This window comes from Alteribacter populi (assembly GCF_002352765.1).
GTDB classification, from domain to species: domain Bacteria; phylum Bacillota; class Bacilli; order Bacillales; family Salisediminibacteriaceae; genus Alteribacter; species Alteribacter populi.
Genome location: NZ_KZ293963.1, coordinates 1,744,985 through 1,770,714, shown reverse-complemented (window position 1 = coordinate 1,770,714; position 25,730 = coordinate 1,744,985). Strand labels below are relative to the sequence as shown.

At 39.9% G+C, this 25,730-nt stretch carries 22 protein-coding genes and 1 other annotated feature; of the genes, 13 read left to right on the top strand and 9 right to left on the bottom strand.

The window, feature by feature from the left end; translation table 11 throughout:
• Positions 1 to 39: 39 nt before the first annotated feature.
• The 4 genes from CDZ94_RS08610 to CDZ94_RS08595 all read right to left on the bottom strand — a co-directional run bounded on the left by CDZ94_RS08610 (position 40) and on the right by CDZ94_RS08595 (position 5,706).
• Positions 40 to 1,221, bottom strand: a complete 1,182-nt coding sequence (locus CDZ94_RS08610; protein ID WP_096436160.1) for an acetoin utilization protein AcuC — start codon at positions 1,219 to 1,221, stop codon at positions 40 to 42.
• Entirely contained in the window at positions 1,218 to 1,859 is a 642-nt protein-coding gene (locus CDZ94_RS08605; protein ID WP_096436158.1) for an acetoin utilization AcuB family protein, read from the bottom strand. The genes CDZ94_RS08610 and CDZ94_RS08605 overlap by 4 nt, the downstream gene beginning before the upstream one ends.
• A gap of 31 nt (positions 1,860 to 1,890) precedes the next feature.
• Entirely contained in the window at positions 1,891 to 2,523 is a 633-nt protein-coding gene (locus tag CDZ94_RS08600) for a GNAT family N-acetyltransferase (RefSeq protein WP_096436156.1), read from the bottom strand.
• A gap of 210 nt (positions 2,524 to 2,733) precedes the next feature.
• Entirely contained in the window at positions 2,734 to 5,706 is a 2,973-nt protein-coding gene (locus CDZ94_RS08595) for a transglycosylase domain-containing protein (protein ID WP_096436154.1), read from the bottom strand.
• Between the two features lie 134 nt (positions 5,707 to 5,840).
• Positions 5,841 to 6,048 (top strand) — a binding site (T-box leader).
• Between the two features lie 94 nt (positions 6,049 to 6,142).
• Between CDZ94_RS08595 and tyrS the strand changes: the two genes are divergently transcribed.
• Positions 6,143 to 7,420: a tyrosine--tRNA ligase gene (gene tyrS / locus CDZ94_RS08590; protein ID WP_280951883.1), complete on the top strand. Its 1,278-nt coding sequence runs from the start codon at positions 6,143 to 6,145 to the stop codon at positions 7,418 to 7,420.
• Positions 7,421 to 7,570: 150 nt separating this feature from the next.
• Here tyrS and rpsD read toward each other — a convergent pair whose 3' ends face one another.
• Together rpsD and CDZ94_RS08580 are read right to left on the bottom strand one after the other, a co-directional pair.
• Positions 7,571 to 8,173, bottom strand: a complete 603-nt coding sequence (gene rpsD / locus CDZ94_RS08585; protein WP_096436150.1) for a 30S ribosomal protein S4 — start codon at positions 8,171 to 8,173, stop codon at positions 7,571 to 7,573.
• Between the two features lie 318 nt (positions 8,174 to 8,491).
• The gene (locus CDZ94_RS08580; protein WP_096436147.1) at positions 8,492 to 8,971 is read right to left on the bottom strand and encodes a GAF domain-containing protein; all 480 of its coding nucleotides are present in this window, start codon (positions 8,969 to 8,971) and stop codon (positions 8,492 to 8,494) included.
• Between the two features lie 372 nt (positions 8,972 to 9,343).
• Between CDZ94_RS08580 and refZ the strand changes: the two genes are divergently transcribed.
• Positions 9,344 to 9,985, top strand: a complete 642-nt coding sequence (gene refZ / locus CDZ94_RS08575; RefSeq protein WP_096436145.1) for a forespore capture DNA-binding protein RefZ — start codon at positions 9,344 to 9,346, stop codon at positions 9,983 to 9,985.
• Positions 9,986 to 9,987: 2 nt separating this feature from the next.
• Here refZ and hisJ read toward each other — a convergent pair whose 3' ends face one another.
• Entirely contained in the window at positions 9,988 to 10,797 is an 810-nt protein-coding gene (gene hisJ, locus CDZ94_RS08570; protein ID WP_342587624.1) for a histidinol-phosphatase HisJ, read from the bottom strand.
• Positions 10,798 to 11,111: 314 nt separating this feature from the next.
• Between hisJ and ezrA the strand changes: the two genes are divergently transcribed.
• Positions 11,112 to 12,815: a septation ring formation regulator EzrA gene (gene ezrA / locus CDZ94_RS08565; protein ID WP_157911724.1), complete on the top strand. Its 1,704-nt coding sequence runs from the start codon at positions 11,112 to 11,114 to the stop codon at positions 12,813 to 12,815.
• Between the two features lie 400 nt (positions 12,816 to 13,215).
• Here ezrA and brnQ read toward each other — a convergent pair whose 3' ends face one another.
• The gene (gene brnQ / locus CDZ94_RS08560; protein WP_096436141.1) at positions 13,216 to 14,535 is read right to left on the bottom strand and encodes a branched-chain amino acid transport system II carrier protein; all 1,320 of its coding nucleotides are present in this window, start codon (positions 14,533 to 14,535) and stop codon (positions 13,216 to 13,218) included.
• Between the two features lie 232 nt (positions 14,536 to 14,767).
• Between brnQ and CDZ94_RS08555 the strand changes: the two genes are divergently transcribed.
• The 4 genes from CDZ94_RS08555 (at position 14,768) to CDZ94_RS08540 (ending at position 19,921) form a co-directional block, all read left to right on the top strand.
• The gene (locus CDZ94_RS08555) at positions 14,768 to 15,910 is read left to right on the top strand and encodes a cysteine desulfurase family protein (protein WP_096436139.1); all 1,143 of its coding nucleotides are present in this window, start codon (positions 14,768 to 14,770) and stop codon (positions 15,908 to 15,910) included.
• Complete coding sequence (thiI, locus tag CDZ94_RS08550) at positions 15,907 to 17,127, top strand: tRNA uracil 4-sulfurtransferase ThiI (protein WP_096436137.1); 1,221 nt, start codon at positions 15,907 to 15,909, stop codon at positions 17,125 to 17,127. The genes CDZ94_RS08555 and thiI overlap by 4 nt, the downstream gene beginning before the upstream one ends.
• Before the next feature lie 205 nt (positions 17,128 to 17,332).
• Positions 17,333 to 17,533: an alpha/beta-type small acid-soluble spore protein gene (locus CDZ94_RS08545; protein WP_096436135.1), complete on the top strand. Its 201-nt coding sequence runs from the start codon at positions 17,333 to 17,335 to the stop codon at positions 17,531 to 17,533.
• 786 nt (positions 17,534 to 18,319) lie between these two features.
• A complete protein-coding gene (locus CDZ94_RS08540; RefSeq protein WP_096436133.1) occupies positions 18,320 to 19,921 on the top strand; it encodes an amidohydrolase in 1,602 nt (533 codons plus the stop codon).
• A 36-nt stretch (positions 19,922 to 19,957) separates the two neighbouring features.
• On the opposite strand, the gene CDZ94_RS08535 is transcribed toward CDZ94_RS08540, so the two are convergent.
• Entirely contained in the window at positions 19,958 to 20,761 is an 804-nt protein-coding gene (locus CDZ94_RS08535; RefSeq protein ID WP_096436131.1) for an NAD kinase, read from the bottom strand.
• 210 nt (positions 20,762 to 20,971) lie between these two features.
• On the opposite strand from CDZ94_RS08535, the gene sppA reads away from it, so the two are divergent.
• The 6 genes from sppA to CDZ94_RS08505 all read left to right on the top strand — a co-directional run bounded on the left by sppA (position 20,972) and on the right by CDZ94_RS08505 (position 25,643).
• Positions 20,972 to 21,967: a signal peptide peptidase SppA gene (gene sppA, locus CDZ94_RS08530; protein ID WP_096436129.1), complete on the top strand. Its 996-nt coding sequence runs from the start codon at positions 20,972 to 20,974 to the stop codon at positions 21,965 to 21,967.
• A gap of 11 nt (positions 21,968 to 21,978) precedes the next feature.
• Positions 21,979 to 22,506 (top strand): RDD family protein, encoded by a 528-nt coding sequence (locus CDZ94_RS08525; RefSeq protein ID WP_096436127.1) that lies wholly within the window; start codon positions 21,979 to 21,981, stop codon positions 22,504 to 22,506.
• Positions 22,507 to 22,597: 91 nt separating this feature from the next.
• Positions 22,598 to 23,281: a DUF2953 domain-containing protein gene (locus CDZ94_RS08520; RefSeq protein WP_096436125.1), complete on the top strand. Its 684-nt coding sequence runs from the start codon at positions 22,598 to 22,600 to the stop codon at positions 23,279 to 23,281.
• On the top strand, positions 23,274 to 23,735 hold the full coding sequence (gene ytfJ / locus CDZ94_RS08515) for a GerW family sporulation protein (protein WP_096436123.1): 462 nt from the start codon (positions 23,274 to 23,276) through the stop codon (positions 23,733 to 23,735). The genes CDZ94_RS08520 and ytfJ overlap by 8 nt, the downstream gene beginning before the upstream one ends.
• Before the next feature lie 266 nt (positions 23,736 to 24,001).
• Positions 24,002 to 24,502 (top strand): thiol peroxidase, encoded by a 501-nt coding sequence (gene tpx / locus CDZ94_RS08510; RefSeq protein WP_096436121.1) that lies wholly within the window; start codon positions 24,002 to 24,004, stop codon positions 24,500 to 24,502.
• Positions 24,503 to 24,638: 136 nt separating this feature from the next.
• Complete coding sequence (locus tag CDZ94_RS08505) at positions 24,639 to 25,643, top strand: class I SAM-dependent methyltransferase (RefSeq protein WP_342587623.1); 1,005 nt, start codon at positions 24,639 to 24,641, stop codon at positions 25,641 to 25,643.
• Positions 25,644 to 25,730: the final 87 nt, after the last annotated feature.

The following is a 25,730-nucleotide window of genomic DNA, read 5'->3' as shown; positions in this document are numbered from 1 at the left end:
TTTCTTACCCTTGAAAAAGCAGCCCCATTGGGCTGCTTTTTAGGTTTGTACATGTTTATATTGTTTGCGTATAGGTTCGAGCGCTTTTTGTACGGTCCGTATATTCTTTTCGACAATCTCTTGTTTGCGAGGGATCGTCGGGTAAATTTCTTGTTTATCGTACCATTGTGTTGGCAACGTAACGGGTGATTCGTCTTGCCAATGATCTATCCACGACTTAGGCAAACGATTAGAAATAATATCAGAAGTAGCTCGATCACTCATTACTAACCATATGAGTGCCCACGCACGTGGGACAACACGCCAAATATCGTATCCACCTCCGCCAACAGCCAGCCAGCGTCCATTACAGTATTGATGAGCAACCTTGTGAGCGAGTTTAGGGATTTCATGAAAAGTTCGCATCGTTGAGCACAGATGAGTTAAAGGGTCGTAATGATGAGCATCTGCACCGTTTTGGGTAACTATGATATCTGGCTGGAAGTAACCAGCAACCTCGGTAAGTGCCGTTTCATACGCATTTAGCCATGAATCGTCTTCAGTGAAAGCCTCAAGTGGCACGTTAAATGAATAGCCAAGTCCCTTTCCATGGCCACGTTCATTAACATTTCCAGTCCCTGGGAATAGGTATCGTCCCGTTTCATGAAGAGATAATGTACATACGTTAGGATCATCATAAAAGGCCCATTGGACACCATCACCATGATGAGCATCCGTGTCAATATATAAAACTTTGGCATCGTATTTTTTTCTTATATATTCAATGGCAATGGAACTATCGTTATAGATGCAAAATCCAGAGGCTTTACCACGGAAGCCATGATGCAAACCGCCTCCTAGGTTAAGGGCATGTTGATAGCCTTCCTCAAAAATACAATCTACAGCAGTGAGGGTACCGCCTACCAACCACGAAGCGGCTTCATGCATGCCTGTGAAGGAAGGGGTATCGTCTGATCCGATGCCATAAGTAGAAGTAAAAGAGGGCTGAGACTTACCGATGCTCGCCTGTTTGACGGCTTCAACATATTCGTTATCGTGTATAAGAAGGAGTTCTTCAATTTTCGCCATTCTTGGTATCCGTATATCTTCTTTGTCTAATGCGCCAATTTTATGCAGCAGATCGTTAGTTACTTCCAACCTTTTCTGATTAAAAGGGTGGCCTTCATTAAAACGATAGGAAAGTTGTTCAGGCGAGTAAATGAATACAGCATCCTTCATCATATCGGCTCCGAAAGAAAATTAGGCCATAGGACCGTAAAATCATGTTCATTAATAGATTGAACAAGGCGACGAGTATCCATTGTTTGAACTCGAAAAACAAGAATTTTCTTTACTGGATTTTGGCTTGGGTACACGAGAACACTCTGAACGTTTACACCCACCTCTTTAATTAAGCTTGCGACTTCCGAAAGCATACCGGAAACATTAGGGACTTCTACTTCCAACCTCGATGTTGGTAAATCTGCTCCTGTTAAACGTACAAGAGTCTTCAATAAATCCGTTTCAGTAATAATCCCCACGAGGCGATTTTCTCTTTCGATCGGTAAGCAACTGATATTTTGTTCGACCATCACAGTTGCAGCATCTTCTACAAAATCGGTAGGCATGGATGTGATGACATCTGTTTTCATAATCGTTGTAACAGACTGGTCTAAAAAGGACATTTCTGTAGTGTGAAAAATTGACGGACTGGCGTCTCGTACATCCCGATCTGAAAGAATTCCCTCGATAGCACCACTTTCATTAATAATTGGCAAGTGTCGTATTCTTTTGTTATCCATAAGAGAACATGCGTCTGCAATAGTAAAAGAAGCTGTCCCATAGATTACATTTGATTGCATGATTTGTTCCAACATCATAGGTGTAAACCCCCCTTGTATGTAGTTAAAATCAAAACATATACTTATGTTTAAATCGTATACGATTAAACTCATGAATGGCATCAGATCCAACACGGTTACCTATTTTAGCCATCAAACAGTTGGCTGGGTGTGAACAGATTTCAGGATCATCCGTTGCATACCACTCCAACCCTCCGGCATTCATCACTTTTTCCATTACATCCCGGTATTTCCAGATGGAAAGTCCTGTACCACGTAAATCCCAGTGCCAGTAGTATTCGGTCGTAATCACAATATAATCTTCCATAGCGTTATCCATCATTGAAATTTTAAGGATGTGTTTGGCTAACTGGTAGCCTCGGTATTGTGATGAAACTTCGATCGCTCCTAGTTCAAGTAAATTATCAATCTTTACTTCTGACCACCGTTCTAATGGGTCCGGGTAAAGGAACGTAGCGTAGCCGACAATTTTGTTATTTTCTCTTGCTACAACAATTCTGCTTTCTGGGAGGTCAATGATTTTAAGTAAAGCTTCTTTTTGTTTGTCTGAAGGCCGGAATGCAACTAACCCTTCGTCCATTTCGCAGGTTTCCAATGCTTCTTTTGTAATAGGTCCTTCAATAATGATGTTTTTATCATGGTCTTTTAATTCGTAGGAATGAAACGTTTTTCGGTGCTCCACTAGCATCCCACCTTTTATTCTCATAGTACATCACGATTTAAACGAGTGGCATGATGTATATCCTCTTTTCTTCACTATATCATATTCTAAAAAAATGTTGGATGTAAAGATAACCTTGGGTTCTTCTTTAGGCTGTATATGTCTCTCGATACTTTTTTTATAGTACAAAAAAGAGACTGCTGATCTCGTTCAGCAGTCTCTACAAAGAGCTTAGTCCTCTTCATCATTATCATTATCATTATTATCTTCGTCACCGTTACCGTCTTCATCATCGTTATTTTCTTCATCGTCATCATTGTCGTCATCTTCATTCCCGTCATCTGAGTCTGACTCATCGTTGTTACCTTCGTCTGTCTCGTCATCCTCATCATCACGGGTGGCGTCACTGTCATTATTTCCATTATCATTTCCGCCACTGCTTTCATCAGAACCATTGTCGTTGTCTTCATCCTCACTCTCATCTTCATCAGGTAAAGAGCCGGAGATGACAGGGTCTCCTTGTGATGATTCACGACCGGCGACATCTACAGCAGTGACAACATATGCTCCAGATGATACGGATTGGGAGAATGATCCGTCCCATATTACGCTATCTATCTGACTAAAGTCGCCATCAGGTGATGAAGCACGGTAAATGCGGTAACCGATGACATCATTATCAGGGTGTGCTTCCCACGTGAGCGTTTCGCCAGATATTGATGCGCTTGTTAATGTGTCTGGTGTGCGTCCATTATCAGGAGCACTTTCATCAGGAACTAACGTGTCCCAATTATCTGGAATGTACTCAGAAATATCACCATCAAAGTCAAAATATTCGTCTTTGACTGAGACACCCGTTTTCGTGAATTCTTCTGGAGTAGAGTCTAATGCTTTATAGTTATTATTTCCGACTTTCACGTAACGAACATTTTCAAGACTATCGTCACGATCAGAAGGGACGTAATCAGCATTAAACAAGTCAGACGTCACAAGGCCGGCTTCACGACACAGGTCAGAAGGTAGAAGTCCAGAAATTCCACAAATTTCTTGTCTGACAATGCCACTTGGTTGTTCAAATCGATTAGACGGTGCCATCAAATCCGGATCAATCTCATAAGCTGCATTCACGAGTTCTGCCCATAAGTTTTGTACTCGTCGCGAATAACCTGGACCAGCTTCATGTGTCGGAAGTTCATCATTATTTCGATACCCAAACCAAGTACTCATCGATATGTTTGGGTTCGATGCTACAAACCAAGCATCACGAGTGTCTTGAGTTGTTCCTGTTTTACCAGCCCAATCTGTAGAGAAATTCAGCATTCCTGGCACTGCTGTAGCTGTACCGGAGCCTAAAACATCACGCATAACGTCGATCATTAAATACGCTGTTTGTGGAGAGTAAACATCTCTTTCTTCTGATTCATGTTCATAAATTACTTCTCCATCTGGCATTTCAATGCGCTCAATCATATAGGAGTCTTTATATTGTCCATCACGAGAAAATGTCGCAAAGGCATTCGTATTATCTTCCAAAGAAATATCGTGTACACCTAGCGGAGTAATTTCATAGACAGGTTCATTAGGTGTAATAAGATTATTATTTCTTAAAGCCTCTTGTACTGCCTCATTAGATCCAAGGTTGTATTCTCGAACGGCAGGAACGTTTCGAGAAAGCTTTAATGCATCTCTGACGGTCATTAAACCACGGTATCCGCGGTCGAAATTCATAACATTATGACTTTCATTTGGTGTTGCATACGGTACGTCTGGTGTGATAAAGCCGGGTTGCAAATTTCCTGATTCAAAAAGTGCAGCATACGTAAATGGCTTCATTGTTGACCCTGTCGAACGTCTTGCCATCGTTGCTAAATTGTAGTGGCTTTCTGATTCCCGTCCACCTACAAAGCTAATGATTTTCCCGCTTTCATTGTCAATCAATACGGAGCCTGCTTCTTGAATATAAGTAACCTCAATTTCTTGATCCTGTTCTTCATCATAAACGTTTTCTTTTTTATCAGAGTAGAATTGATCAAATTCCTCCACTACTTTTTGCTGCGCATCATAAATTTCCTTATTAATTGTCGTATGGATGCGGTAGCCACCGCGGCGAATGTTCCGTTCCGCGCGTTCTTCATATTCATTGATAACAGATTGACGCTCTTCTTCGTCTTCAATTTCAGAAACATCAATTTCGTCTTGTTCCATCAGCATACCTGCAACTTTCGGTTTTGCTCGGCGCAATACTTCATATGTGATGTGCGGGTATTCTTCATAGTTGTCAGATACACTAGGGGTTAAGTTTTCTGTAATATCATAAGCCAATGCTTCTTCAAACTCTTCTTCAGAAATATAGCCATGACGATGCATTCGATCCAAGACTGTTCTCATACGATTGATGCCTGGATGAGTTTCGTCAAAATTCTCTTTTATATCACCGCTGCCAGTAAAAGGTGTGTAACCAAATGGGCTTTGTGGGAGCCCAGCAATAAATGCGGCTTGAGGAATTGATAATTCGTCCGCATCTACACCAAAGAGTCCTTGAGAGGCCGCTTGCGCACCTGCAATTTGCCTTCCGTTAGAATTTCTTCCAAACGGTACTACATTCAAATAAGCTTCTAAGATCTCATCTTTTTCAAAAAATTGTTCTAAGCGCATGGCCAGTAATATTTCTGTAGCTTTACGGTCAAATGAGACTTCACTCGAAAGGATTTGGTTTTTGATTAGTTGCTGAGTCAGAGTACTTCCACCAGTTTGCACTGTAGCATTAGCGAACTCTTGATATGTAGCTCGAAGCAGTGCTTTAGGTACAATCCCATCGTGCTCATAAAAATACTCATCTTCTGTTGCAATAACAGCGTCGATGAGGTGTTGAGAAATGTTACCTAACTCAATTTCTCTTCGTTCGATATCAGATCGGACTTCTCCTAGATATTCATCATCAGAGAAGTAAATTTCTGACGTTTCTTCGTAATCGTAAATCTCTTCTTTCATCTCGTCGTAGCTGCGAATAGGTTCATCTTTGACAAGAGAAGCGAAGTAACCTGCCCCTGCACCACCTACAAAAAAGACGCTCATTAACCCTATAATCATAAATATTAATAATAAATTCCATACAACTTGGGATGTAATTCGAAAGCCTTTAAACACAGACTGTGTCTCACGGCGACGAAATAACTCCCTGAATGAAAATCGTTTATCAGACATTGGTCAAACCCCCTAAAAAGTCAAGAATATTATAGCACAACTTATTGTCGGTTTAATACCTTCAATGGCGAATTAACTAGCCGCTGTTTGACAGATGAATATTTAATATGGTAAAAATAAATAATGTAATATGGAATATAGCGTTGAATGAGGAAACAGTAGGAAACGCCTCCCTGTATTTAGAGAGCCGGTGGTTGGTGAAAACCGGAACATAGTCGTTTGCGAATTACCCCTCAGAGCTCCAAGTTCCTTTGGCGGAAACGGACCGTTAACCGTGAGTGGAAAATGATTTAAATTTTCATTTTCAACGAGGGTGGTACCGCGATGAAACTCGTCCCTTTTTAGGGAGGGGTCTTTTTTGTACTTTTAAGAAAGTAAAAAGTCTATGTTTCGGCGCCTTGCGCTTTTTTTGTTTACTAATAAAACGAGGTGAAAAATTATGGCATTGTTAGAAGAACTGCAGTACCGAGGACTTGTTAATCAAATGACCGATGAAGCAGGGTTAACAGAGTTACTAACTAAAGATAAAATTTCTCTTTATTGTGGATTTGACCCTACAGGAGACAGTTTACATATTGGACATTTGCTTACAATTATTACTCTTCGTCGCTTTCAATTAGAGGGTCACAAACCACTTCCTTTAGTGGGGGGAGCAACAGGATTGATAGGTGATCCGAGTGGAAAAAAAGCGGAACGTACCCTTAATGAACAGCATACGGTTGAAGAATTCAGTGATAAAATCAAAGGGCAACTGTCGAGGTTTTTAGATTTTGATGGCGAAAACGGAGCCAAACTGAAAAACAACTATGACTGGATCGGTAGTATGAGTGTCATCGATTTTTTACGTGACGTCGGTAAAAATTTCGGATTGAACTACATGCTTGCAAAGGATTCTGTCGAGTCTCGCATTCAGGCTGGCATCTCATTTACAGAGTTTAGCTATATGATTTTACAATCCTACGATTTCTACCAATTATACAAAGAAGAAGGATGCAAACTTCAAATCGGCGGTAGTGACCAGTGGGGGAACATTACTGCAGGTCTTGAGTTAATTCGCAAAATGTATGGACAAGAAGAAGATGAAAGACCTAAAGCGTTTGGATTTACAATCCCACTTGTTACGAAAAGTGATGGAACGAAATTTGGTAAAACAGAAGGGGGAGCGATCTGGCTCGATTCTGAGAAGACATCCCCATATGAGTTCTACCAATTTTTACTGAATACCGATGACAACGACGTGATTAAATTCATAAAGTACTTTACGTTCTTAACAAAAGAAGAGATTTTGACATTGGAAACAGAAGTCGAAGAACGACCTCATGAGCGGGCAGCTCAAAAACGTTTAGCTGAAGAGCTGACAACGTTTGTCCACAGTGAGGAAGCGCTAAAACAGGCACAAAATATTTCTGCTGCGCTATTTGGTGGTGGCAATCTTAAGGAGTTAACGGCTGGGGAAGTGATGCAAGGCTTTAAGGATGTGCCTTCCTTTACAGTAGAGGAAGAAAAAGGCTTAATTGATTTGCTCGTAGAGTCCGGTATTTCTTCGTCGAAACGCCAAGCGAGAGAAGACATTAAAAACGGTGCGGTATATATTAATGGAGAAAGGTGCCAGGATATGGATAAAGTAATGGGAGACGTAGATAAAATTGACGGCCAGTTTACGATTATCCGCCGCGGAAAAAAGAAGAATTTCCTTGTACATTACAAAGGGTAAGTAATCACCTCCCGGAATTGAATCCGGGAGGTGTATTTTATAAGTGCGTTAAATTCTATTAATGTTATACAACGACAAGGCAAAATATAGGAATCGTGATAACATAAAAAAGCAGATCCAATTGGATCTGCTTTTAAAGTCTTGAACAAATTAACGAGAGTAGTACTCAACGATAAGCTGTTCGCTGATTTCTGCTGGAAGCTCAGAACGTTCAGGAAAACGAGTATAAGTAGCTTCTAGGTTGTCAGCATTGGCGTCAAGATATGCTGGTACGAAGTCATTAACTTCTAGAGCATCCTTTACAATTGTCAGGTTGCGAGATTTTTCACGAACACTGATTGTTTGGCCAGGCTTCACACGGTAAGATGGAATGTCAACGCGACCGCCGTCTACAGTGATGTGACCGTGGTTTACCAATTGACGAGCTTGACGACGAGTGCGTGCAAGACCAGAACGGTAAACAAGGTTGTCTAAGCGAGATTCAAGTAGGACCATGAAGTTTTCACCGTGGATCCCTTTCATGTTACCTGCTTCATCAAACATACGACGGAATTGACGTTCGTTCATTCCGTAAAGGTGACGAAGTTTTTGCTTCTCTTGAAGCTGAAGTCCGTACTCACTCATTTTTTTGCGCTGGTTAGGACCGTGTTCACCAGGTCCGTATGGGCGCTTTTGTAGTTCTTTCCCAGTTCCGCTTAGAGAAATACCTAAACGACGAGAAAGCTTCCAAGATGGTCCAGTATATCGAGCCATAAATAGCTCCTCCTTCGTGTAAATAAATATTTCGTGAAAATGTCAACAGTAGTGGCGATCCCAGTTACATAGTCATTTTATTTTCATGCACCATCGCCTCGACAGCTGGAAGTTACACGATGCACCTCGTTAGCTACGGGAATAAAATGAAACTATATAATGTTCACCTTTGGCTGCCTTATTTGCACAAAGAACAGTGTATAATGTTTGGGCATTAATGTCAAGAGAAATATGTGAGCTTAGACATCTTAAAAGTTCCTATTTATTATCGATTCCTCTAAAGCGGACAAGGATAAGTGCAATGAAGTTTTACAAAGATTACAGACTTTCAACTAAAGTTTGAACAAAGCGTTTCAATTGAACTTCATCCTCTTCGCTAAATCGCCCTTTATGTGGGCTATCAATATCTAATAACCCTAAAAATTCACCGTTTTTTACGAGAGGAAGAACAATCTCTGATTGTGAGGCGGCGTCACATGCAATATGTCCAGGGAACTGATGGACATCTTCTACACGGATGACTTCCTGGCGTTCTGCAGAGGTACCACAAACACCGCGACCTTTTTTAATTCTCACGCAAGCAGGGAGTCCTTGGAAAGGCCCGAGAACAAGCTCATCATTTTTCCATAAATAAAACCCTACCCAATTCACCTCAGTTAGAAATTGATTTAAAAGTGCTGAAGCATTACTTAAATTGGCAATGAAGTCTTTTTCATCGTACAGTAATCCTTTTAGTTGAGTTAATAACGTGTCATACTTGTCTGAGAGTTCGCCTTGATATGATTTTGATTCAAACATGAAGCAGTCCTCCTAATAGATGATTGCACAGGTTTTTCTTGAACACACAACCTGAAAATTTGGTAAAGTATATCATAAAAAGAATCCCAAATGAATCACTTTCATAATTCATTTGTTTAAAAAAGCACGCAACTTTAAAATAATATCTCTTCCCATTTTTTGATTATTACTTATTGTAAAAAGCGTATCTTTTTGCAGCTCCGTAGGCCTACATCTGCTCGCTTTCCGCGGACGAACCGCCAAGGCTCAGAATTATGAAATTCATTTATTATATAAAAAAGCTTGCGTATTTCGATGTCTTTTTGCAGGGAATTGTAATTTTTTTGCGAATTATAGGATAAAGGGCCTGTTTGGTCAAAGGAGTGAATGAAAATGTCATCGCGTACAGCATCAAAAGAAAAGGTGTTACGTGCAGCTATTGATCTATTCAACGTTAAAGGCTATTCCGGAACGTCAGTTAGGGATATTGCAGCTCAAGCAGAAGCTAATGCGGCATTAATATCGTATTATTTCGGAAGTAAACAAGGCCTTTTAGAACATTTAATGACCGACTTTTTAGAGGGGTATGTAGCCTCAATTGAACGCCACACTTTTCATATGGATCAAACCGGTTGTGGTGCTGCATTATTATCGTCCATTTGGGACGTTTTAGTTTATCAGCAAAGTAAACATCACCTTGCTAGATTTGTTCACAGGGAGATTACGTTAGATACGATCTTAGTTAGAGAATTGATGACCACGTATTTAACAAAAGAAAAATCGTTGTACAAAAAGATTGTTAAAGTGGGTTTTGAAAAGGGAGAATTTCGTCATCCTCCTAACGATTATTGGATCTTACAGCTTAGGGGAATGCTCATCTTACCTTTTTTACATCCGCAGTATATTCGGGAGGTCTACCACCTCATGCCTCATGAAAATCATTTTATTCAACGCTATTACCAGGAACTCACTGGTTGGTTGTCTCAACTATTTGATGCTGAGATTCCAAAGGAGGTCCTTGACAACCACACATAATTCTATTTTGATCGAAAAAAAGGTTGTACGATTGCGGCACCGCTTGCTAATTGGGATGCGGCATGTGCATCTGATCCGTAAATACAATGAATTTGATATTCGGACACGAGTTTTTCAATCTCAACAGGTGGATAGCTTTCCTCACACAATGGTTTCTTAACTCCAGCGCCATTAATATCCAACGAAAGGTTGCGCTTTTTCATTTCTGCAAATATCGGTTTAAGCTTATTTATGTATGGAAAAGTCGCTGGGAATTGCTTTTGAAACTTCCTTACGAGCGTCACATGTCCGATGCGTTCAGGTTTGTGGAACCCTAAATTTGCATGGATAGACTTTAGGACTGTTTCAAAATAGCAGTCATAAACTGCTTCTACGGAGCCTAATTCAAGAACACATTCTTTAAATGACTCTGGGGAATAGTCCATACATATATAGCGGTCAGCCAATCGAATAAAGTGAACCGACAAAATTGCATCGTCTAAAAAAGGGCCTACTTCATTTAAAAAGCTTCGAGTTTCTTCCTCAAAACCTTCAATATAGTCGACTTCCAGACCAATACGAATAGTAAAATGACGTTGATATTGCTCCTTAAGTAGCTTGACTTCCTCTAAGTAATGATTGAGCTTAGAAAATGTCATAGCACTATCTTGAGCAGGAACAGGATCACAAAACGTTGCGGGCAAGGGTGCATGTTCGGCAAAAGTCATCCCTTTGTATCCTAATTGGATGGCTGCTTCAACATAGCTTTCCAATGAGTCGGAGCTGCCGTGAGGGCAAAATGGGGTATGCACGTGGCCATCATATGTAATCAAGTAAGAACACCTCTTTGTACAAAATTGTCGTATTATAATAGTAAAAGAGTGACAAAAAGTCTGAAAGAACTAAAAAAAATCCAAAAAAATCGCTCAAATATATATTTTTCCATGATATTATTAAGGGAGACGTGTAGAATCTACGAGGGTTAAATATATTTTCTTTTTCGTACTTTCATTCATTATACTACACTTTGGAGTGAACAGTTGGATAGTGACTTAGTTCGACAGTTATCCAGTCCTTTACTTTTACGAATAATTACTAAAATTCAACAATATATTACATAAATTGCTCAACGATGAGGAGGCTTCGTATGTCTGCTGTGATCATTTACGCGCTTATTGGATTATTAATTGTGGGAATTATCATTGGCTCACTTTCGAGAAAACGAGTTTATAAAGAAGTAGATCGCTTGGAACAATGGAAAATGACGATAATGAATGAACCGGTTACTGAGGAAATATCGAAAATTAAGGGATTAACAATGTCTGGTGAAACCGAACAACGTTTTGAATCATGGCGCGCAGAGTGGGACGACATCGTGACTCATCAACTTCCCGATATTGAAGAGAAAATGTTTGATGTAGAAGAATCTGCGAATCGTTATAGGTTTAGAAAAAGTAAAAGGCTGCTTTCGGAAATAGATTATACACTTGCTGCAATTGAAACACATATGAAGAATATGATTGAGGAAATTGATGAACTTGTGGAAAGTGAGGAAAGAAACCGGGAAGAAATCAGTGAAGTAAAGCATTATTACGATGAGACGAAAAAGAAGCTCTGGGTTAAGCGAAGTACGCTTGGTAACACCGTTGCCAGTTTAGATGACATGATGAAAGAAATGAATACGTCCTTTGAAAAGTTTAATGAGGAAACAGAAGAAGGTAACTACCTTCAAGCTAGGACTGTACTCACCCGTATGAAGGAAATCCTTCAAAGGGTTAATTTGCTTATGGAAGAGGTTCCACAATACCTTATTTTAATTGAAAAAGATATACCGAAACAATTATTAGATTTGGAAAAAGGTTTAGCGGAAATGGAGGAGAAAGGATTTCCAATAAAACACTTTTCATTTTCTTCGCAAATTATTGAGATAAGGGAACGGTTGATCACGTTTGCCTCTCTATTAGATCAAGTTAAAATTGAAGAAATAAAGGAACCTACAGAAGAAATGCAAAAAGAGATAGATGGCATTTATGAAGAATTAGAATACGAAGCTCTTTCTAAACAGGTTGTGACTCAACAAATTTCAGAATTAGCGCAAAGAGTAAACCACTTGCCGACCCTTTACCAGCACTTAATCGAAGAAACAGAAGAGGTAAAGCTTAATTACCGCCTGTCAGAAGAAGAGTATAAAAATCAATATAAATTAGAAAAAACTGTGAAAGACATTACACAGCAATTTTTACTCATTGAAGATTATACGGAAAATCAGAAACAAACCTATACTTCTATACGAACGATGGTCGATGAATTTATGACACAACTGGAAGATGGGGAACAGAAGCTGCGTGGTGCCAAGGAAGTATTAGAGGAAATGAGAAGTGATGAGAGAAAAGCTGAAGAGACGTTAAGACAATTAAAACAAAGACTTATTACAGGTCAAAAACGATTACAGAAGAGTAATATTCCAGGGCTACCGAGCCACATTTTAAAAGAGATGGATAATGCGGAGGAATACTTCATACAAGCATCGAATAAGCTTGACGAAGTTCCACTATCCATCGATGAAGTGACAAGCCACGTTGATAAAGCATACGATCATATTGAGAATTTCATGGATGTTCTGAATGAAATGATTGAAAAGGCGACGCTTGCCGAGAAGGTAATTCAGTATGGGAATCGTTATCGAAGACAAGATGATCGAATTAATATTCAACTTCTTCAAGCGGAGGATGCTTTTCGTAACTATCAGTATGAAGAAGCTCTGGATATCAGCGTTAAAGCAATAAAGCCTTATGACCCACAAATCGTAGAAAAAGTCCAAACTGATGAAGTTATCCAGCCGAGTGTTTAATCACTCGGCTTTCCTAATGTTTAGCCGTCTTTACCTAGTGGCAAGAGGGTATACTCTTTCTCATGGAGAGAATCTGCAAGGAAATAACGCTCCTTTTGCCAAAAACCTTACACCCGATTTTTAGATACACTTGAGATAGTCAAGGGGGGCTGCTGCAATGACGGAGACTCCAGCAAGACAAGCAACAATGGTCTGCTTGCGACGAGGAACCGCAGGAGCACAGAGTGCGCACGCCTGTCGCGAATGAGGAGGCTGGAGCGTTGCTGCGGAAAGCGAAGCCATGGAAGCGGCACCCGTTGTATTTGAGTTCTAGAGTTATTAGAAATCCCGCTTGTGAAAAAAAGGGTTATGAAAAAGCTGTTTTTACCCTTTTTCATAACCCTCGTAGTGAATGTAATTTTTAGTTTACGCTTTTAGCTTGTGAGGATAAAAAGTAACCAATGATACCCCCGATTACTGCCGGAAGAACCCACGCAACTCCAACTTCGGAAAGTGGAATGGCGTTAAATAATGTTACGATACCTTCACCTACTAAACCACCTGTAATGAGACCTTCAGGGATACTGATAAGTGCTGCGCCGATAACGGCTCCCTTAAATACACTCTGCTTCTTTTGAAAAAATGTTTCTGTTAGTGACAATACAATTAATACAATAGCAACTGGATAAATCATTATTAGCATAGGCAGTGAAAATTGAATAAGTTGGGTAAGTCCCATATTCGCCATGATTAAACTGAAAAGAGCGATAATCCCAATTGTAAGAGGATAAGGGACTGCAGGTATGACCTTTTTTAAATACTCACCAAATGCAGAGATTAGACCAACAGAAGTTGTCAGGCAGGCAATGGTAATCACAAAAGATAACATGATCAATCCTATATTTCCTAATAATAATTGGGAGACACCTGTTAAAATGAGCCCCCCGTTTTCCAGCATCCCAAGTTCAGTTACACTTGTTGCCCCAAGATAAGCTAACGAGAAGTAGACAAGGGCAAGTCCGACGCCCGCAATTAAGCCAATTTGGACCGACTTTTTCGCGATAATTCCACGGTCGGTAATTCCTCTTTCCTGCATTCTGGAAATGATAACGATTCCAAAAACGAGTGCAGCAATTGCATCCATGGTCAAATAACCTTCTAGAAAACCGGTGAAAAATGAATACTGCTCATAGTTTTCGGTCGGGCTTTGTATCGCACCTACAGGGTTGATCAAACCGCTGATCGCTAATAATCCTAGAAGAATAACAAGGACAGGCGTAAGGTATTTTCCCAGCCTTGAAACAAGTTTGGATGGATTTAAAGATAACCAATAACTAACGGCAAAAAAAATAACAGTAAAAATAAATAAAGGAAAGGTATGATTTCCATCTCCTAAATATGGGAGAGCTCCGATTTCAAAAGCGACACTCCCTGTACGTGGTATACCGAACAAAGGTCCGATTGCCATATAGGCTATAAGTGGGAAAATTGCCCCGAACAAAGGACCCACTTTGTTTGATACTTCCTGAAGGTTTCCTCCAGATTTTGCGATTGCAACAATGGCCAATACGGGTAGACCTACTCCTGTTACAAGAAAACCAAGAGTTGCTGCCCATAAGGATGTCCCAGCTTCTTGTCCCATAGCTGGTGGGAAAATTAAATTTCCTGCTCCAAGGAAAAGAGCAAACATCATAAGTCCAAGTGCAAGCGTTTCCTTTTTTGTGAATGATGAAGATTGCATTAGGTAATACCTCCTGTTCTGCTCTCTGGTACCTTTGGGAATATGTGGAGTTTGAATTTAAAGCGTTAAAGCCAAAGTTATTTTAACATAATCTCGAATGTTGTAAACAATAAAAATTAATTGAATTTTAATCCGAAAATAAATACTGAAAAGTGTCTAAAGGTTATGATATGATTAGCTGTTGGAGAGTATACGTTTTAGGCTATGTTTATGATGAAGGAGATAAATATTAATGATTTATTTTGATAATAGTGCAACAACGAGGCCTTATAAAGAAGTGATTGATACGTTTGCAAAAATATCGTTTGATTACTTTGGAAATCCTTCTTCGTTACATCCCTTCGGAAAGTATGCAGAGAGGCTCCTCGTACAAACAAGAGAAAAAGCAGCCTCTCTTCTATCCGTTCATCCTCAGGAAATTCTTTTCACCTCTGGAGGAACAGAGGGGAACAATCTCGCTATTAAAGGGACGGCTTACCAGCATAAAGCAAGAGGAAACCATCTCATCACGACTGCTGCTGAACATGCTTCGAGCTACGAGACCTTCAAGCAACTTGAAAAAGAAGGATTTCAAGTTACCTACCTCCCTATAAACGAGCAAGGTGTTGTTCGGTTAGAGGATGTAAAAAAAGCGATTACTCATCAGACTACCCTTGTTTCCTTAATACATGTAAATAACGAATTAGGGTCAATTAATCCGATTGCGGAAATCGGTCATTATTTATCCGAGTTTCCGAAGATTCGTTTTCATGTTGATCATGTACAAGGAATTGGCAAAGTTCCCTTAAATTTCAAAGAAGCAAGAGTGGATCTTTGTACGTTGTCCGCTCATAAATTTCACGGTTTAAAAGGTAGTGGAATGTTATATGTAGGGCAAGGAGTACTCCTTTCACCGATTATTTTGGGAGGTAGTCAGGAAAATAGAATGAGGGCAGGGACTGAAAACGTCGCAGGAGCAACTGCCATGGTGAAGGCACTTCGACTTGTTACTGAGAATGCCTCTGTAAAAACAAGTGAGCTGATGGCAATGACAGACTACCTGATCGAAGGTCTGAGCGAAGTCCCAGGGGTGGTTATTAATACGCCTCAACAGCATGCACCTCATATTGTTAATTTTTCAGTACCGGGTTTAAAACCAGAAGTTATCGTCCAGTCCTACGCTGAAAGGGAGATATATGTTTCTACAAAGAGTGCATGTTCTTCAAAGCTATCAGAACCGAGCAGAGTTTTGAATGCATGCGGATTTGCCAAAGATCGCGCCTCAAGTGGTGTAAGAGTTTCGTTATCTTTTGAAAATACTATGGAAGAAATGACATTATTTATTAACTATACGAAGGAATTGATTCCTTCTCTTTTAAAGGTGGTAAACAAATGACACATGTAGCTTATGATCATATTTTAATCCGGTATGCAGAGCTTTCTTTGAAGGGGAAAAACAGAAAAGATTTTGAAAAAAAACTACAACAGAATGTTAAAACAGGATTACGTGAATTTTCAAATGTAAAAGTGAAACGGGTGTTTGGTCGTATGTTTGTTCAGTTAAACGGGGAAGATGAACAAGGTGTATCGACCGTTTTAAAAAATATCTTTGGCATTCATTCATTTAGTCCGGCTTTAAAGGTGGAAAATGATCTTGAACAAATGAAAGCAGCTGGTTTGTATGCGATTGAGGACGCTCTTTCCGGTGATGGAGGCACATTTAAAGTGAGTGCCAAAAGGGCAGATAAATCGTTCGCTGTCCGATCTCAAGATTTAAATTATCAGCTTGGCTCACATATTTTAATCAATACAAATAAAGTTTCAGTGGACGTTCACAATCCTGATGTAGAATTACGCGTGGAGGTGCGCCAAGAAGGAACTTACCTCACTTGTAAGACTGTTAAAGGCCCAGGAGGTCTTCCGATAGGAACGGGTGGTAAAGTGATGCTTATGCTTTCTGGAGGCATTGATAGTCCTGTTGCCGGGTTTCAATTATTCAAACGGGGTGTAGAGCTCGAAGCCATTCACTTTCATAGTCCACCGTTTACTAATGAACGTGCGCTTCAAAAAGTAGAAGACTTAACTAAAGTATTGTCCCGTTATGCGGGAAATTCGATTCGTTTGCACATCGTTCCTTTTACAGAGGCTCAAAAAAAAATTCATGACGTCGTGCCTGATCAGTATGAAATGACGATTATGCGACGTGTAATGCTGCGTATTGCCGAGAGAATTTCTCAGAAAAGAGGTTCCTTGGCGATTGCCAATGGAGAAAGTCTAGGTCAAGTAGCAAGTCAGACATTAGAGAGTATGCACACGATTAATGATGTAACGTCCATGCCAGTGCTAAGGCCATTAATCGCGATGGATAAACTCGAGGTTATTGATATTGCGAAAGAGATTGATACTTATGAACTGTCGATCTTACCATATGAAGATTGCTGCACCATTTTTTTACCACCTCAAATAAAAACAAAACCGAACAAAGAAAAAGCAGAGAAATTTGAAAGCTCATTGGATATCCAATCGATGGTTGATGACGCTGTTGAACGAACATTTGAGAAAAACCTATCATCAACAGATGTATTAGATAAAGAATTTGAAGACTTTCTGTAAGTGATTTTGCTGTTGCTTTTTGAGTGTTAGGTAAGCATTCGCTTGCCTTATGCTTATCTCCATCAATTAAAGTACTTTTTATATCAAGTGAACCTGAAAGAAGAGAGAAATATAATGTACCATATATTGGTAATATAACCAATGTTTTTTATGCATGTGATTCACCTTCCTGTCGCATTCTATGATTACAAGGGAGGTGAAAACAATGGCAAATAACAGAAGTTCGAACCAATTAGTAGTCCCTGGAGTACAACAAGCATTAGACCAAATGAAATACGAGATTGCTCAAGAATTCGGAGTTGAGCTTGGTGCTGATTCAACTTCTCGCGCTAACGGTTCCGTTGGTGGTGAGATCACAAAACGCTTAGTTCAACAAGCTGAGCAGCAATTAGGCGGTTCCAAATAATAATATAATGGCAACAGGAGTCTTCCTTGATAAGGGGAGACTCCTTTATTTATACTTTAAGAAAGTTTTACTTCTCTAAATAAATGAAGTATAAGCCCCACTAAGGCTTGGGTTCACAAAAAATAACACCATTTTTTATAAAAAAGCCTTAATGAATCAGTTGCATAATTCATTTGTTTAAACAAACACACAACTTTAAAATAATACTTTCTCCCATCTTGATTATTACCTATTTGTAAAAAGCGTATCTTTTGTAGATCCATTGGCCTGATCTGCTCGCTTTCCGCAGGAGTCTCGCAGATTCGGTCCAATTGCGCAGAAGATCTTTTTTTATGAAGAGGCATTATAAACACTACAATTCAACTAGGCTATCGCCTTCAGACTTGCCTTTTCACGATTTCATCATGTATTTGCTAATTTTAGGTCATTGTAAACGAGGGTAACCATATCAAAAAGAACTTTTGCTCGTTCCCCTTTGCTCTTCCTTTTTAGAAGGAGCTTGATCCCTTGCTTCAAAGTGTCCAGCCTAGATGGCCACATTCGTCTCAGTAATGATTTGAGTGTTCATATCTTCTAATATATCGGTTTCTTTTTTGAGAAGCTTCCGATTCACATGATCCGAAACCAGGAAGACGCAATCTATCTTAACCTAAGGTCTAAAATTAAGAACAATCTTCGATAGAGAATTTTGATTTTGTTCTTAATCAGATGTATGATAAATGATGAAAAGATTGGAATACAATCCCAAATTTTGACGGTTAATGAAGTAGGGAGAGAAATGAATATATGGGGACATTGTGGTACGGAGGCAAAGTGCGTACATTAATTTCTGAAAACGACGTAGAAGAAGCGATTTTCGTAGAAGGAGGCTTGATCAAAGGAGTTGGAACGAAGAAAGCATTAACAGATACGTTTGCAGGGAAAATCACTGAGGAGCGAAATGTTCACGGCGGCGTGATCTACCCAGGCTTTGTAGATAGTCATTTACATATGATTGGTCACGGAGAAAAACTATTGCGCCTGAACTTGTCTGAAATTACAAGCGTACAAGAGTTGAAAAAGGTATTAAATGACAGGAAAAAAGAATTGAAAAAAGGTGAGTGGCTCATTGCTGATGGTTTTAACGAGAACTTATTTTTTCCAGCTGAAGTTCCTCACAGACATGAACTTGATGAGATAACCACTGAGCATCCGATTGTACTATCGCGGATTTGTCGCCATGCGATGCTTGTGAATACATATACTCTTGAACTAGCGGGTATTGATTCGACAACGATCGAACCTCCTGGTGGTGTCATTGTCAAGGATGATCATGGGGTGCCCACTGGCTACTTATTAGATCAAGCACAGGAATTCATTCGTGAGGTTATGCCTGACATTGATCAGGAATATTTAACAAAAGCCCTTACTGTTTCGTTGGAAGATTTATTATCAAAAGGGTTTGTCGGAGCTCATACCGAAGATTTGAATTACTATGGTGATAGCTTATTAACCCTTCAAACCTTTTTGAATGTTATTAATGGGCAAGAGAAAAAGTTCAGAGCTAACCTGCTAGTCCACCATGAAGTGGCCAGGCCATTACGAGAGCAAGGATACCACTTTGGCAAATTAAACCGGATTCTTGAAATTGGAGCTGTAAAGATTTTTGCGGATGGATCTATTGGTGGGCGGACTGCCTTATTAAGGGAGCCTTATAATGATGATCAGACAACAAATGGTGTCGCTATTCATAGTCGAGAACAGTTAATGAAAATTGTCGAGACAGCAAGAGAGCTTTCGATGCCTGTTGCGATTCATACGATAGGGGATTTGGCTCTTGAATATGCGATTGACGCGTTGGAGGCTCACCCGCCGCTAGCAGGCTTAAAAGACCGGCTTATCCATCTTCAAGTAACAGCTCCAGATTTACTAGACAGGCTGGAGGAGCTTCCAGTCGTTCTTGATATTCAACCGAGATTTGTCAGTTCAGATTTTCCTTGGGTCGAACAGCGTATCGGATCAGAACGGCTAAAAACTTCTTTTGCTTGGAAAACCTATTTAGACAGGGGACTGGCGTGTGCTGGAGGGTCTGATGCTCCAATTGAGCCAGTTGATCCCATTTTAGGCATTCACGCTGCAGTTACACGCAGAAAGCCTGAAGAAAGTCACGCAGGGTATTACCCAAAAGAGAAACTTTCTTTATTTGAGTCTTTACAGCTTTTTACACGCGGCAGCGCACAGGCAATTGGAAAAGAAGAGAGTCGCGGCGTGATAAAAGCAGGCTTTACTGCAGATTTTACGATCCTTTCAGACGACCTATTTGAGCTTTCTCCAGATGAATGGTTCAATGTAAAAGTAAGGAAAACAGTAGTAGATAATACGGTTATGTACGAAACCACGGAAGCTTGAAGAGAAGATTCACTAATCAAGCTTCCGAGAGAGGTTTTATTGATTTATAAAACTACGTTTAACTTTATGCAAAAAGGAATTGTCTTTTAGCTTTAACATCTTTACTTGGCGGTCTGCGACCCGGATTTTTACTTCTTTACTGTTACGAATGCTTAAGGCTTCGTTGTCAGCACCGATGATGGGGTAGTCGTTTCCATCTTGAACAATGCGGAGTACGAGTTCACGGTCACCGCTCAGCAACAGCGGAGAACCGAGTGTGCGGTATTCATTATTATTTAAAGAGGCCATCTCTGTGAGCTGCATAGAGGCGAGTCGAGGATCTACAATTGCACCTTTTAGTGACTTGTTATAAGCTGTACTGCCTGTTGGAGTGGAAATGACAAGACCGTCACCTCTAAATGTTTCAAAGTGTAGATCGTCGATATAGACATCAATGACAAATGTTTTAATAACCGTTGATCGAATTGAACATTCGTTTAAACAATAGAAACTTTTTTGTCCGTCTACCGTAACTTCAAGAAGAGGATAACGAAGAACTTCGACCATATCCGTTTTCATTGCTTCTTCAATTCCTTCAAGGTTGTCTAGATCAAAATCGGAATAAAAGCCCAAATGATCGTCATTAATTGCAAGATAAAGACAGTCTTCTTGAAAGTTCGTTCTTCTTAAGGATTGTAAAAAAGTACCATCTCCACCAATGCTGGCAATAATATTTGCATCACCTATGTGATCGACGAGATGGAAGTTATACTTTTTTCCTAATTCTCTCAAATGCTCGACCTTATGCTTCGTTTCATCTGTTTCAACATAGTGGAGGTAAACATTTTTTCTGTCTGGCATGCTGACTCTTCCTTTCTAGGGTTCATGATTGAATACAGGACTGTACGTAGTTTACCCTGTCTTAATTAAATTCTTGATAAACAGGGGAAATCCTTCAAATGGTGAGTAATATGAACTGGAAAAGTATTCAAGGTCTTGGTCGTAGGTTGTTTTCAAGTGGTTTGTTGTTTTTTGAGCGATGAACAAACAAATGTAGAAAGGGTGTATACGATGAGTGGAAAACGTTGGACAGCGCTGATTATTGCTGCTGTATTGTTTATTGCATCGAGTGCTGTCACTACGGTGTTTAGTGTGTTTTCAATGGATTTAGATGACCTTTTTGACGGTGAAGAGGTTGTAGATGAGCATGTTTTGGAAAGTGGAAATGGGCGCGGAAAAATTGTGGTCTTACATTTAAACGGAGTCATTCAAAGCAGCTACGATGCTCCTTCTTTATTTGAAGCCTCTACATACAATCACGGGCGTTTTTTAAAGCAGCTTGATGCTGCAGCTAATGATGGGACAGTAGACGGAATTATTATTAGTGTAAATACTCCTGGCGGGGGCGTGATGGAAAGTGACCAGATTCACGATAAAATTGTCGAAATTCAAGAAGATTATCGTAAACCAGTTTATGTAAGTATGGGCAGTATGGCTGCAAGTGGTGGGTATTACATCGCGGCTCCTGCGACACAGGTTTTTGCTCATCCACAAACAATGACGGGCTCCATTGGTGTCATTATGCAGTCGATTAATGTAAGTGAGCTTGCTGAAGATCTTGGGATCCAGTCTGAAGTAATAAAAAGTGGTCCGTATAAAGACATTATGTCTGCAACTCGGGAGATGACGGATGATGAGAGACAAATTCTCCAGGATATGATTGATGAATCATACGACCGTTTTGTGGATATTATTGTAGAAGGTCGAGAGCTTCCTCGTGATCAAGTGGAAGAGCTTGCTGATGGTCGGATTTATACTGGTAATCAAGCGTATGAGGCCGATTTAGTTGATGAATTAGGGGATTTGGATGATGTAATTGAAGTTTTCCGTGATGATATTGGAAAAGGGGATATCGATGTTGTTGAATATCGCCAACCACTTGGTTTCCCATCGCTTTTTGGTGCTACAGCACAAGCCTTCCTGGGAGATCAACTGTCTGTTTATTCTATGAAAGAATGGATACAGCAATCGCATGCTCCACGGTTGATGTATTTATATACGGAATGAGGTGTTAATGAATGAATGAGTCTCACTCCAACTCAAAGCATACAGAAAATGAAGATAAATTCGAACAACAAGTTTATGAGCAAGAAAATGAAGAGGTAGCGGAAGTCCATTATGGCGGCTTCTGGATGAGGTTTTGGGCTTATCTTGTCGATTTACTCGTCGTATCCAGCATTAACGGAGTCGTAGTTGGTATATTTTTGACCATGATTGGTTTAGACAACTTGACCTTTGGCATCTACTCCCTTGCTGGACTTATGACTGCCCTTGTGAGCTACTCTTATTTCGTAATAATGACGAAATTAATAAGACAAACTTTAGGGAAGCGGATTTTTGGTTTATTGGTCATCTCTGAAAGTGAGGATACTCTAACCTGGGGCGATGTTGTGTTTAGGGAAGTCGTTGGCCGGTTTATTCATCGCTCTCTTCTCATAACAAACCTGTTATATTTCATTGTCCCATTCGACTCTCGAAAACGAGGTCTTCATGATAAGTTTGCCGATACAGCTGTTGTTTTAGAGCCCAGAACCCCTCGAACATAGAAGTGCATAAAAAACGTTTTAAACCTGTCCACTTTGGGCAGGTTTATTTTTGTTGGCACTGTCGATACTGTATTCGAGGAGGTGTGCTTTAGTGACCTGGTTATTATGGATTCTTGGTTTTATTGTTGTTTTTATTGTGCTCGTATTACTCATTGCGATTTCTACCCTCCGTGTTGATATTCATTACGTACATAATGGGGACGATGATGAACTAAACGCCAAATTTGTACTTTGGAAAATCATTCGCTATTCACTTAAGGTACCTGTTATTGCTATAGATAAAGAAACCGCAACTGTGGTATTCGAAGAGGAAGAAGATTCTGCTGTTGGTCATAAAGAAAAAAAAGATAAAATGTCTCCTCGAGATATGCTATACGATATTAAGCAATTTCAACGTTTTTTAAAGCATGTAGTTGGATTTCATACCATAGTACGACATTTTTTAATGACCGTGTCCGTTAACCGATTATCATGGAAATCCGTAATCGGTACTACCGATGCTTCATTGTCTGGCAGTATTTCGGGTCTTTTATGGGCTGTTAAAGGGAATGTTGTTGGGGTCATTGGGAACTATATGAGAATGAGAACTCTACCATACATGGCGATACAACCTGTATACAATATGGTTATATCAAGAACAGAGCTTAAATGTATGATCACATTTCGCATGGGGCATGCTATCATCGCGGCCATTAAAGTGGTACGGCATTGGCGAAAAGGAAAACCTCTATTACCATCACAAAAGACAGAAAAAGGGAGGGATATGAATGTCTGAACATCCAATTCAAGGGTTAATGAAAACAGCGATGGAAAACTTGAAAGAAATGGTAGATGTAAATACCATTGTAGGTGATCCAGTTGAAACACCAGATGGCAGTGTCATTATGCCAGTATCCAAAGTGGGGTTTGGTTTCGCTGCAGGCGGAAGTGAGTTTATCGTAGAAACGAAAGGGTCGCATGGTGAACAAGACGAAAAACATCCTTTTGGCGGGGGGAGTGGTGGCGGAGTCTCCATTACGCCAATTGCTTTTCTCATCGTTAATACTCAAGGAGTGAAAATGGTTCACTTAGACCAAAGTACACACTTGTACGAAAAACTTTTAGAATTCGCTCCTCAAGTTGTGGATAAAATCCAACAAATGATGCAATCACAAAAACAATCTGGAAATCAAGGTCAACAAACACAACAGAATTTTTCAGGTAAAAATGGCCAGCAGCTTGATTTTTAAGACGTTTTCAAAAAAGCATTCTCAATTGAGGGTGCTTTCTTTGTTTTTAATAAAGGCTTTAGTCGTGAAAAAGCACGTGATGGGAGAAGCGCCCGGAGTGGGGAGTAAAGCAAGATGGAGCTCGTGAGAAAAGTACCCTAAGCCGTGAGGAGCCTTAATAAAAGACCACTATATGTCATTCTCTTTACATAAGGGTTTTCTCTGTTTATTGACCGGTTATTTGTGGTATTTTATGTATGAACCTAGTTGAAAGAGGAGGCTTTAACATGGCAGAAGTAACATTTAAAGAAAAACCAGTCACACTAATGGGGAATCAAGTATCCGTTGGAGATTCAGCACCTGATTTTACCGTACTAGCCAATGACCTTTCAGAAGTGAAGTTATCTGACAGCAAGGGAAAGGTTCGACTCATCAGCGTTGTTCCATCTATTGATACAGGGGTTTGTGAACAACAAACACGTCGATTTAATGAAGAAGCAGCGAAATTAGATAATGTAGAAATTCTTACAATCAGCGTAGACTTACCATTCGCTCAAAAACGTTGGTGTGCAGCAGAAGGTATTGATAACCTTCAAGTTCTATCTGATCACCGCGATTTAAGCTTTGGTAATAATTACGCCGTAGCCATCGAAGAGCTTCGTTTACTTTCACGCTCTATCTTTGTTATCGACAGTAATGATAAAGTGACATACGTAGAATACGTTTCGGAAGTGACAAATCATCCTGATTATGATGCTGCTCTTGAAGCGGCGAAAAGTGCACAATAATAATCTGTTGTTGAGGAAGAAGGCAAGTGGTTGCCTTCTTCCTCTTTTTCCTTATAGCTTGCGACTTAAAGCACGTCTGTTAAAATGAATGAATGGTAAAGATAAGAATGATGAAACGTTATAGGAGTGGAGAATTTTGATACATTCAGAAACCAATACAGAAAAACTATATACCGCACTCGATCAAGTTGCTGAACTCATTCAAGAAAAGAGCGATTTGCCTTACCTAGAAGCGTTACCTGAAGGTGGTCAATCGATTTTAGATAATGAGAGTACAGTTCAACTAACAAGTGAAGATCAACAAAAAATGAGTGAAATCATTCAATCTGCCCCCTTACTTGACCAGCTAAAAGCAGAAGAGATTCGAAAGGCGTTTCAACTAGCTGTCCTTAAGGGGATGAAAGAAGCAACTCAGCCGCATCATGCGATGACACCAGATGCCGTTAGTTTGTTTATGGGTCATCTTGTCGAACAGCTTGTCATCGAAAAAGAAAAAACACAAGTCCTCCTTGACCCGGCGGTTGGTTCTGGAAACCTTCTTACTGCGGTGATGAATCAAGCAAGGGTAAGCATTCATGCCGTCGGTGGTGACGCCGATGAAACGTTAATTAAGTTAGCTTTTGTAAATGCAAATATGCAGCAACAAGACGTTGACCTTTTCCATCAAGATAGTATTGCTACTCCTTATGTGCATAATGTCGACTTGGTTGTTTCAGATTTGCCTATAGGCTATTATCCAGACGACCAAAAAGCAGCGACTTTCAACTTACAAAGCGACGAAGGCCATTCCTTTGTCCATCATTTGTTGATCGAGCAAAGCTTAAAACACGTAAAACCAGGTGGATTTCTCATTTTCCTAATCCCGAATTTCTTATTTGAAACAGAAGAAGCACAAAATTTACATACGTTTTTAAAGGAAGAAGCGCTTATTTATTCTTTACTTCAACTGCCAAAATCGATGTTCAAAAATGAACAGCAGGGGAAAAGTATTTTTGTTATCCGTAAACGGGCAAAGGGCATCATTGAACCAAGGCAAGCTCTTTTGGCAGAACTCCCGTCATTTACAAACCAGGAAGCACTAAGTGATATGGTAAAGAACATCAACGAGTGGTTTTCTTCCTATTTGAAAAAAGAACAATAGATAAGCTTGCAACAACGAATGCGCTTTCTTTTTTGTAACAAAAACTTCATTTTTTACGGCTGTTCTTCCCGCTTTCATAAAACTCCT

Bases quoted from the DNA above. Each gene is read 5' to 3' on its own strand.
- CDZ94_RS08610 (WP_096436160.1), bottom strand. From the start codon at position 1,221: ATGATGAAGGATGCTGTATTCATTTACTCGCCTGAACAACTTTCCTAT.
- CDZ94_RS08605 (WP_096436158.1), bottom strand. From the start codon at position 1,859: ATGATGTTGGAACAAATCATGCAATCAAATGTAATCTATGGGACAGCT.
- CDZ94_RS08595 (WP_096436154.1), bottom strand. From the start codon at position 5,706: ATGTCTGATAAACGATTTTCATTCAGGGAGTTATTTCGTCGCCGTGAG.
- rpsD (WP_096436150.1), bottom strand. From the start codon at position 8,173: ATGGCTCGATATACTGGACCATCTTGGAAGCTTTCTCGTCGTTTAGGT.
- CDZ94_RS08580 (WP_096436147.1), bottom strand. From the start codon at position 8,971: ATGTTTGAATCAAAATCATATCAAGGCGAACTCTCAGACAAGTATGAC.
- refZ (WP_096436145.1), top strand. From the start codon at position 9,344: ATGTCATCGCGTACAGCATCAAAAGAAAAGGTGTTACGTGCAGCTATT.
- ezrA (WP_157911724.1), top strand. From the start codon at position 11,112: ATGTCTGCTGTGATCATTTACGCGCTTATTGGATTATTAATTGTGGGA.
- brnQ (WP_096436141.1), bottom strand. From the start codon at position 14,535: ATGCAATCTTCATCATTCACAAAAAAGGAAACGCTTGCACTTGGACTT.
- CDZ94_RS08555 (WP_096436139.1), top strand. From the start codon at position 14,768: ATGATTTATTTTGATAATAGTGCAACAACGAGGCCTTATAAAGAAGTG.
- thiI (WP_096436137.1), top strand. From the start codon at position 15,907: ATGACACATGTAGCTTATGATCATATTTTAATCCGGTATGCAGAGCTT.
- CDZ94_RS08545 (WP_096436135.1), top strand. From the start codon at position 17,333: ATGGCAAATAACAGAAGTTCGAACCAATTAGTAGTCCCTGGAGTACAA.
- CDZ94_RS08540 (WP_096436133.1), top strand. From the start codon at position 18,320: ATGGGGACATTGTGGTACGGAGGCAAAGTGCGTACATTAATTTCTGAA.
- CDZ94_RS08535 (WP_096436131.1), bottom strand. From the start codon at position 20,761: ATGCCAGACAGAAAAAATGTTTACCTCCACTATGTTGAAACAGATGAA.
- sppA (WP_096436129.1), top strand. From the start codon at position 20,972: ATGAGTGGAAAACGTTGGACAGCGCTGATTATTGCTGCTGTATTGTTT.
- CDZ94_RS08525 (WP_096436127.1), top strand. From the start codon at position 21,979: ATGAATGAGTCTCACTCCAACTCAAAGCATACAGAAAATGAAGATAAA.
- ytfJ (WP_096436123.1), top strand. From the start codon at position 23,274: ATGTCTGAACATCCAATTCAAGGGTTAATGAAAACAGCGATGGAAAAC.
- tpx (WP_096436121.1), top strand. From the start codon at position 24,002: ATGGCAGAAGTAACATTTAAAGAAAAACCAGTCACACTAATGGGGAAT.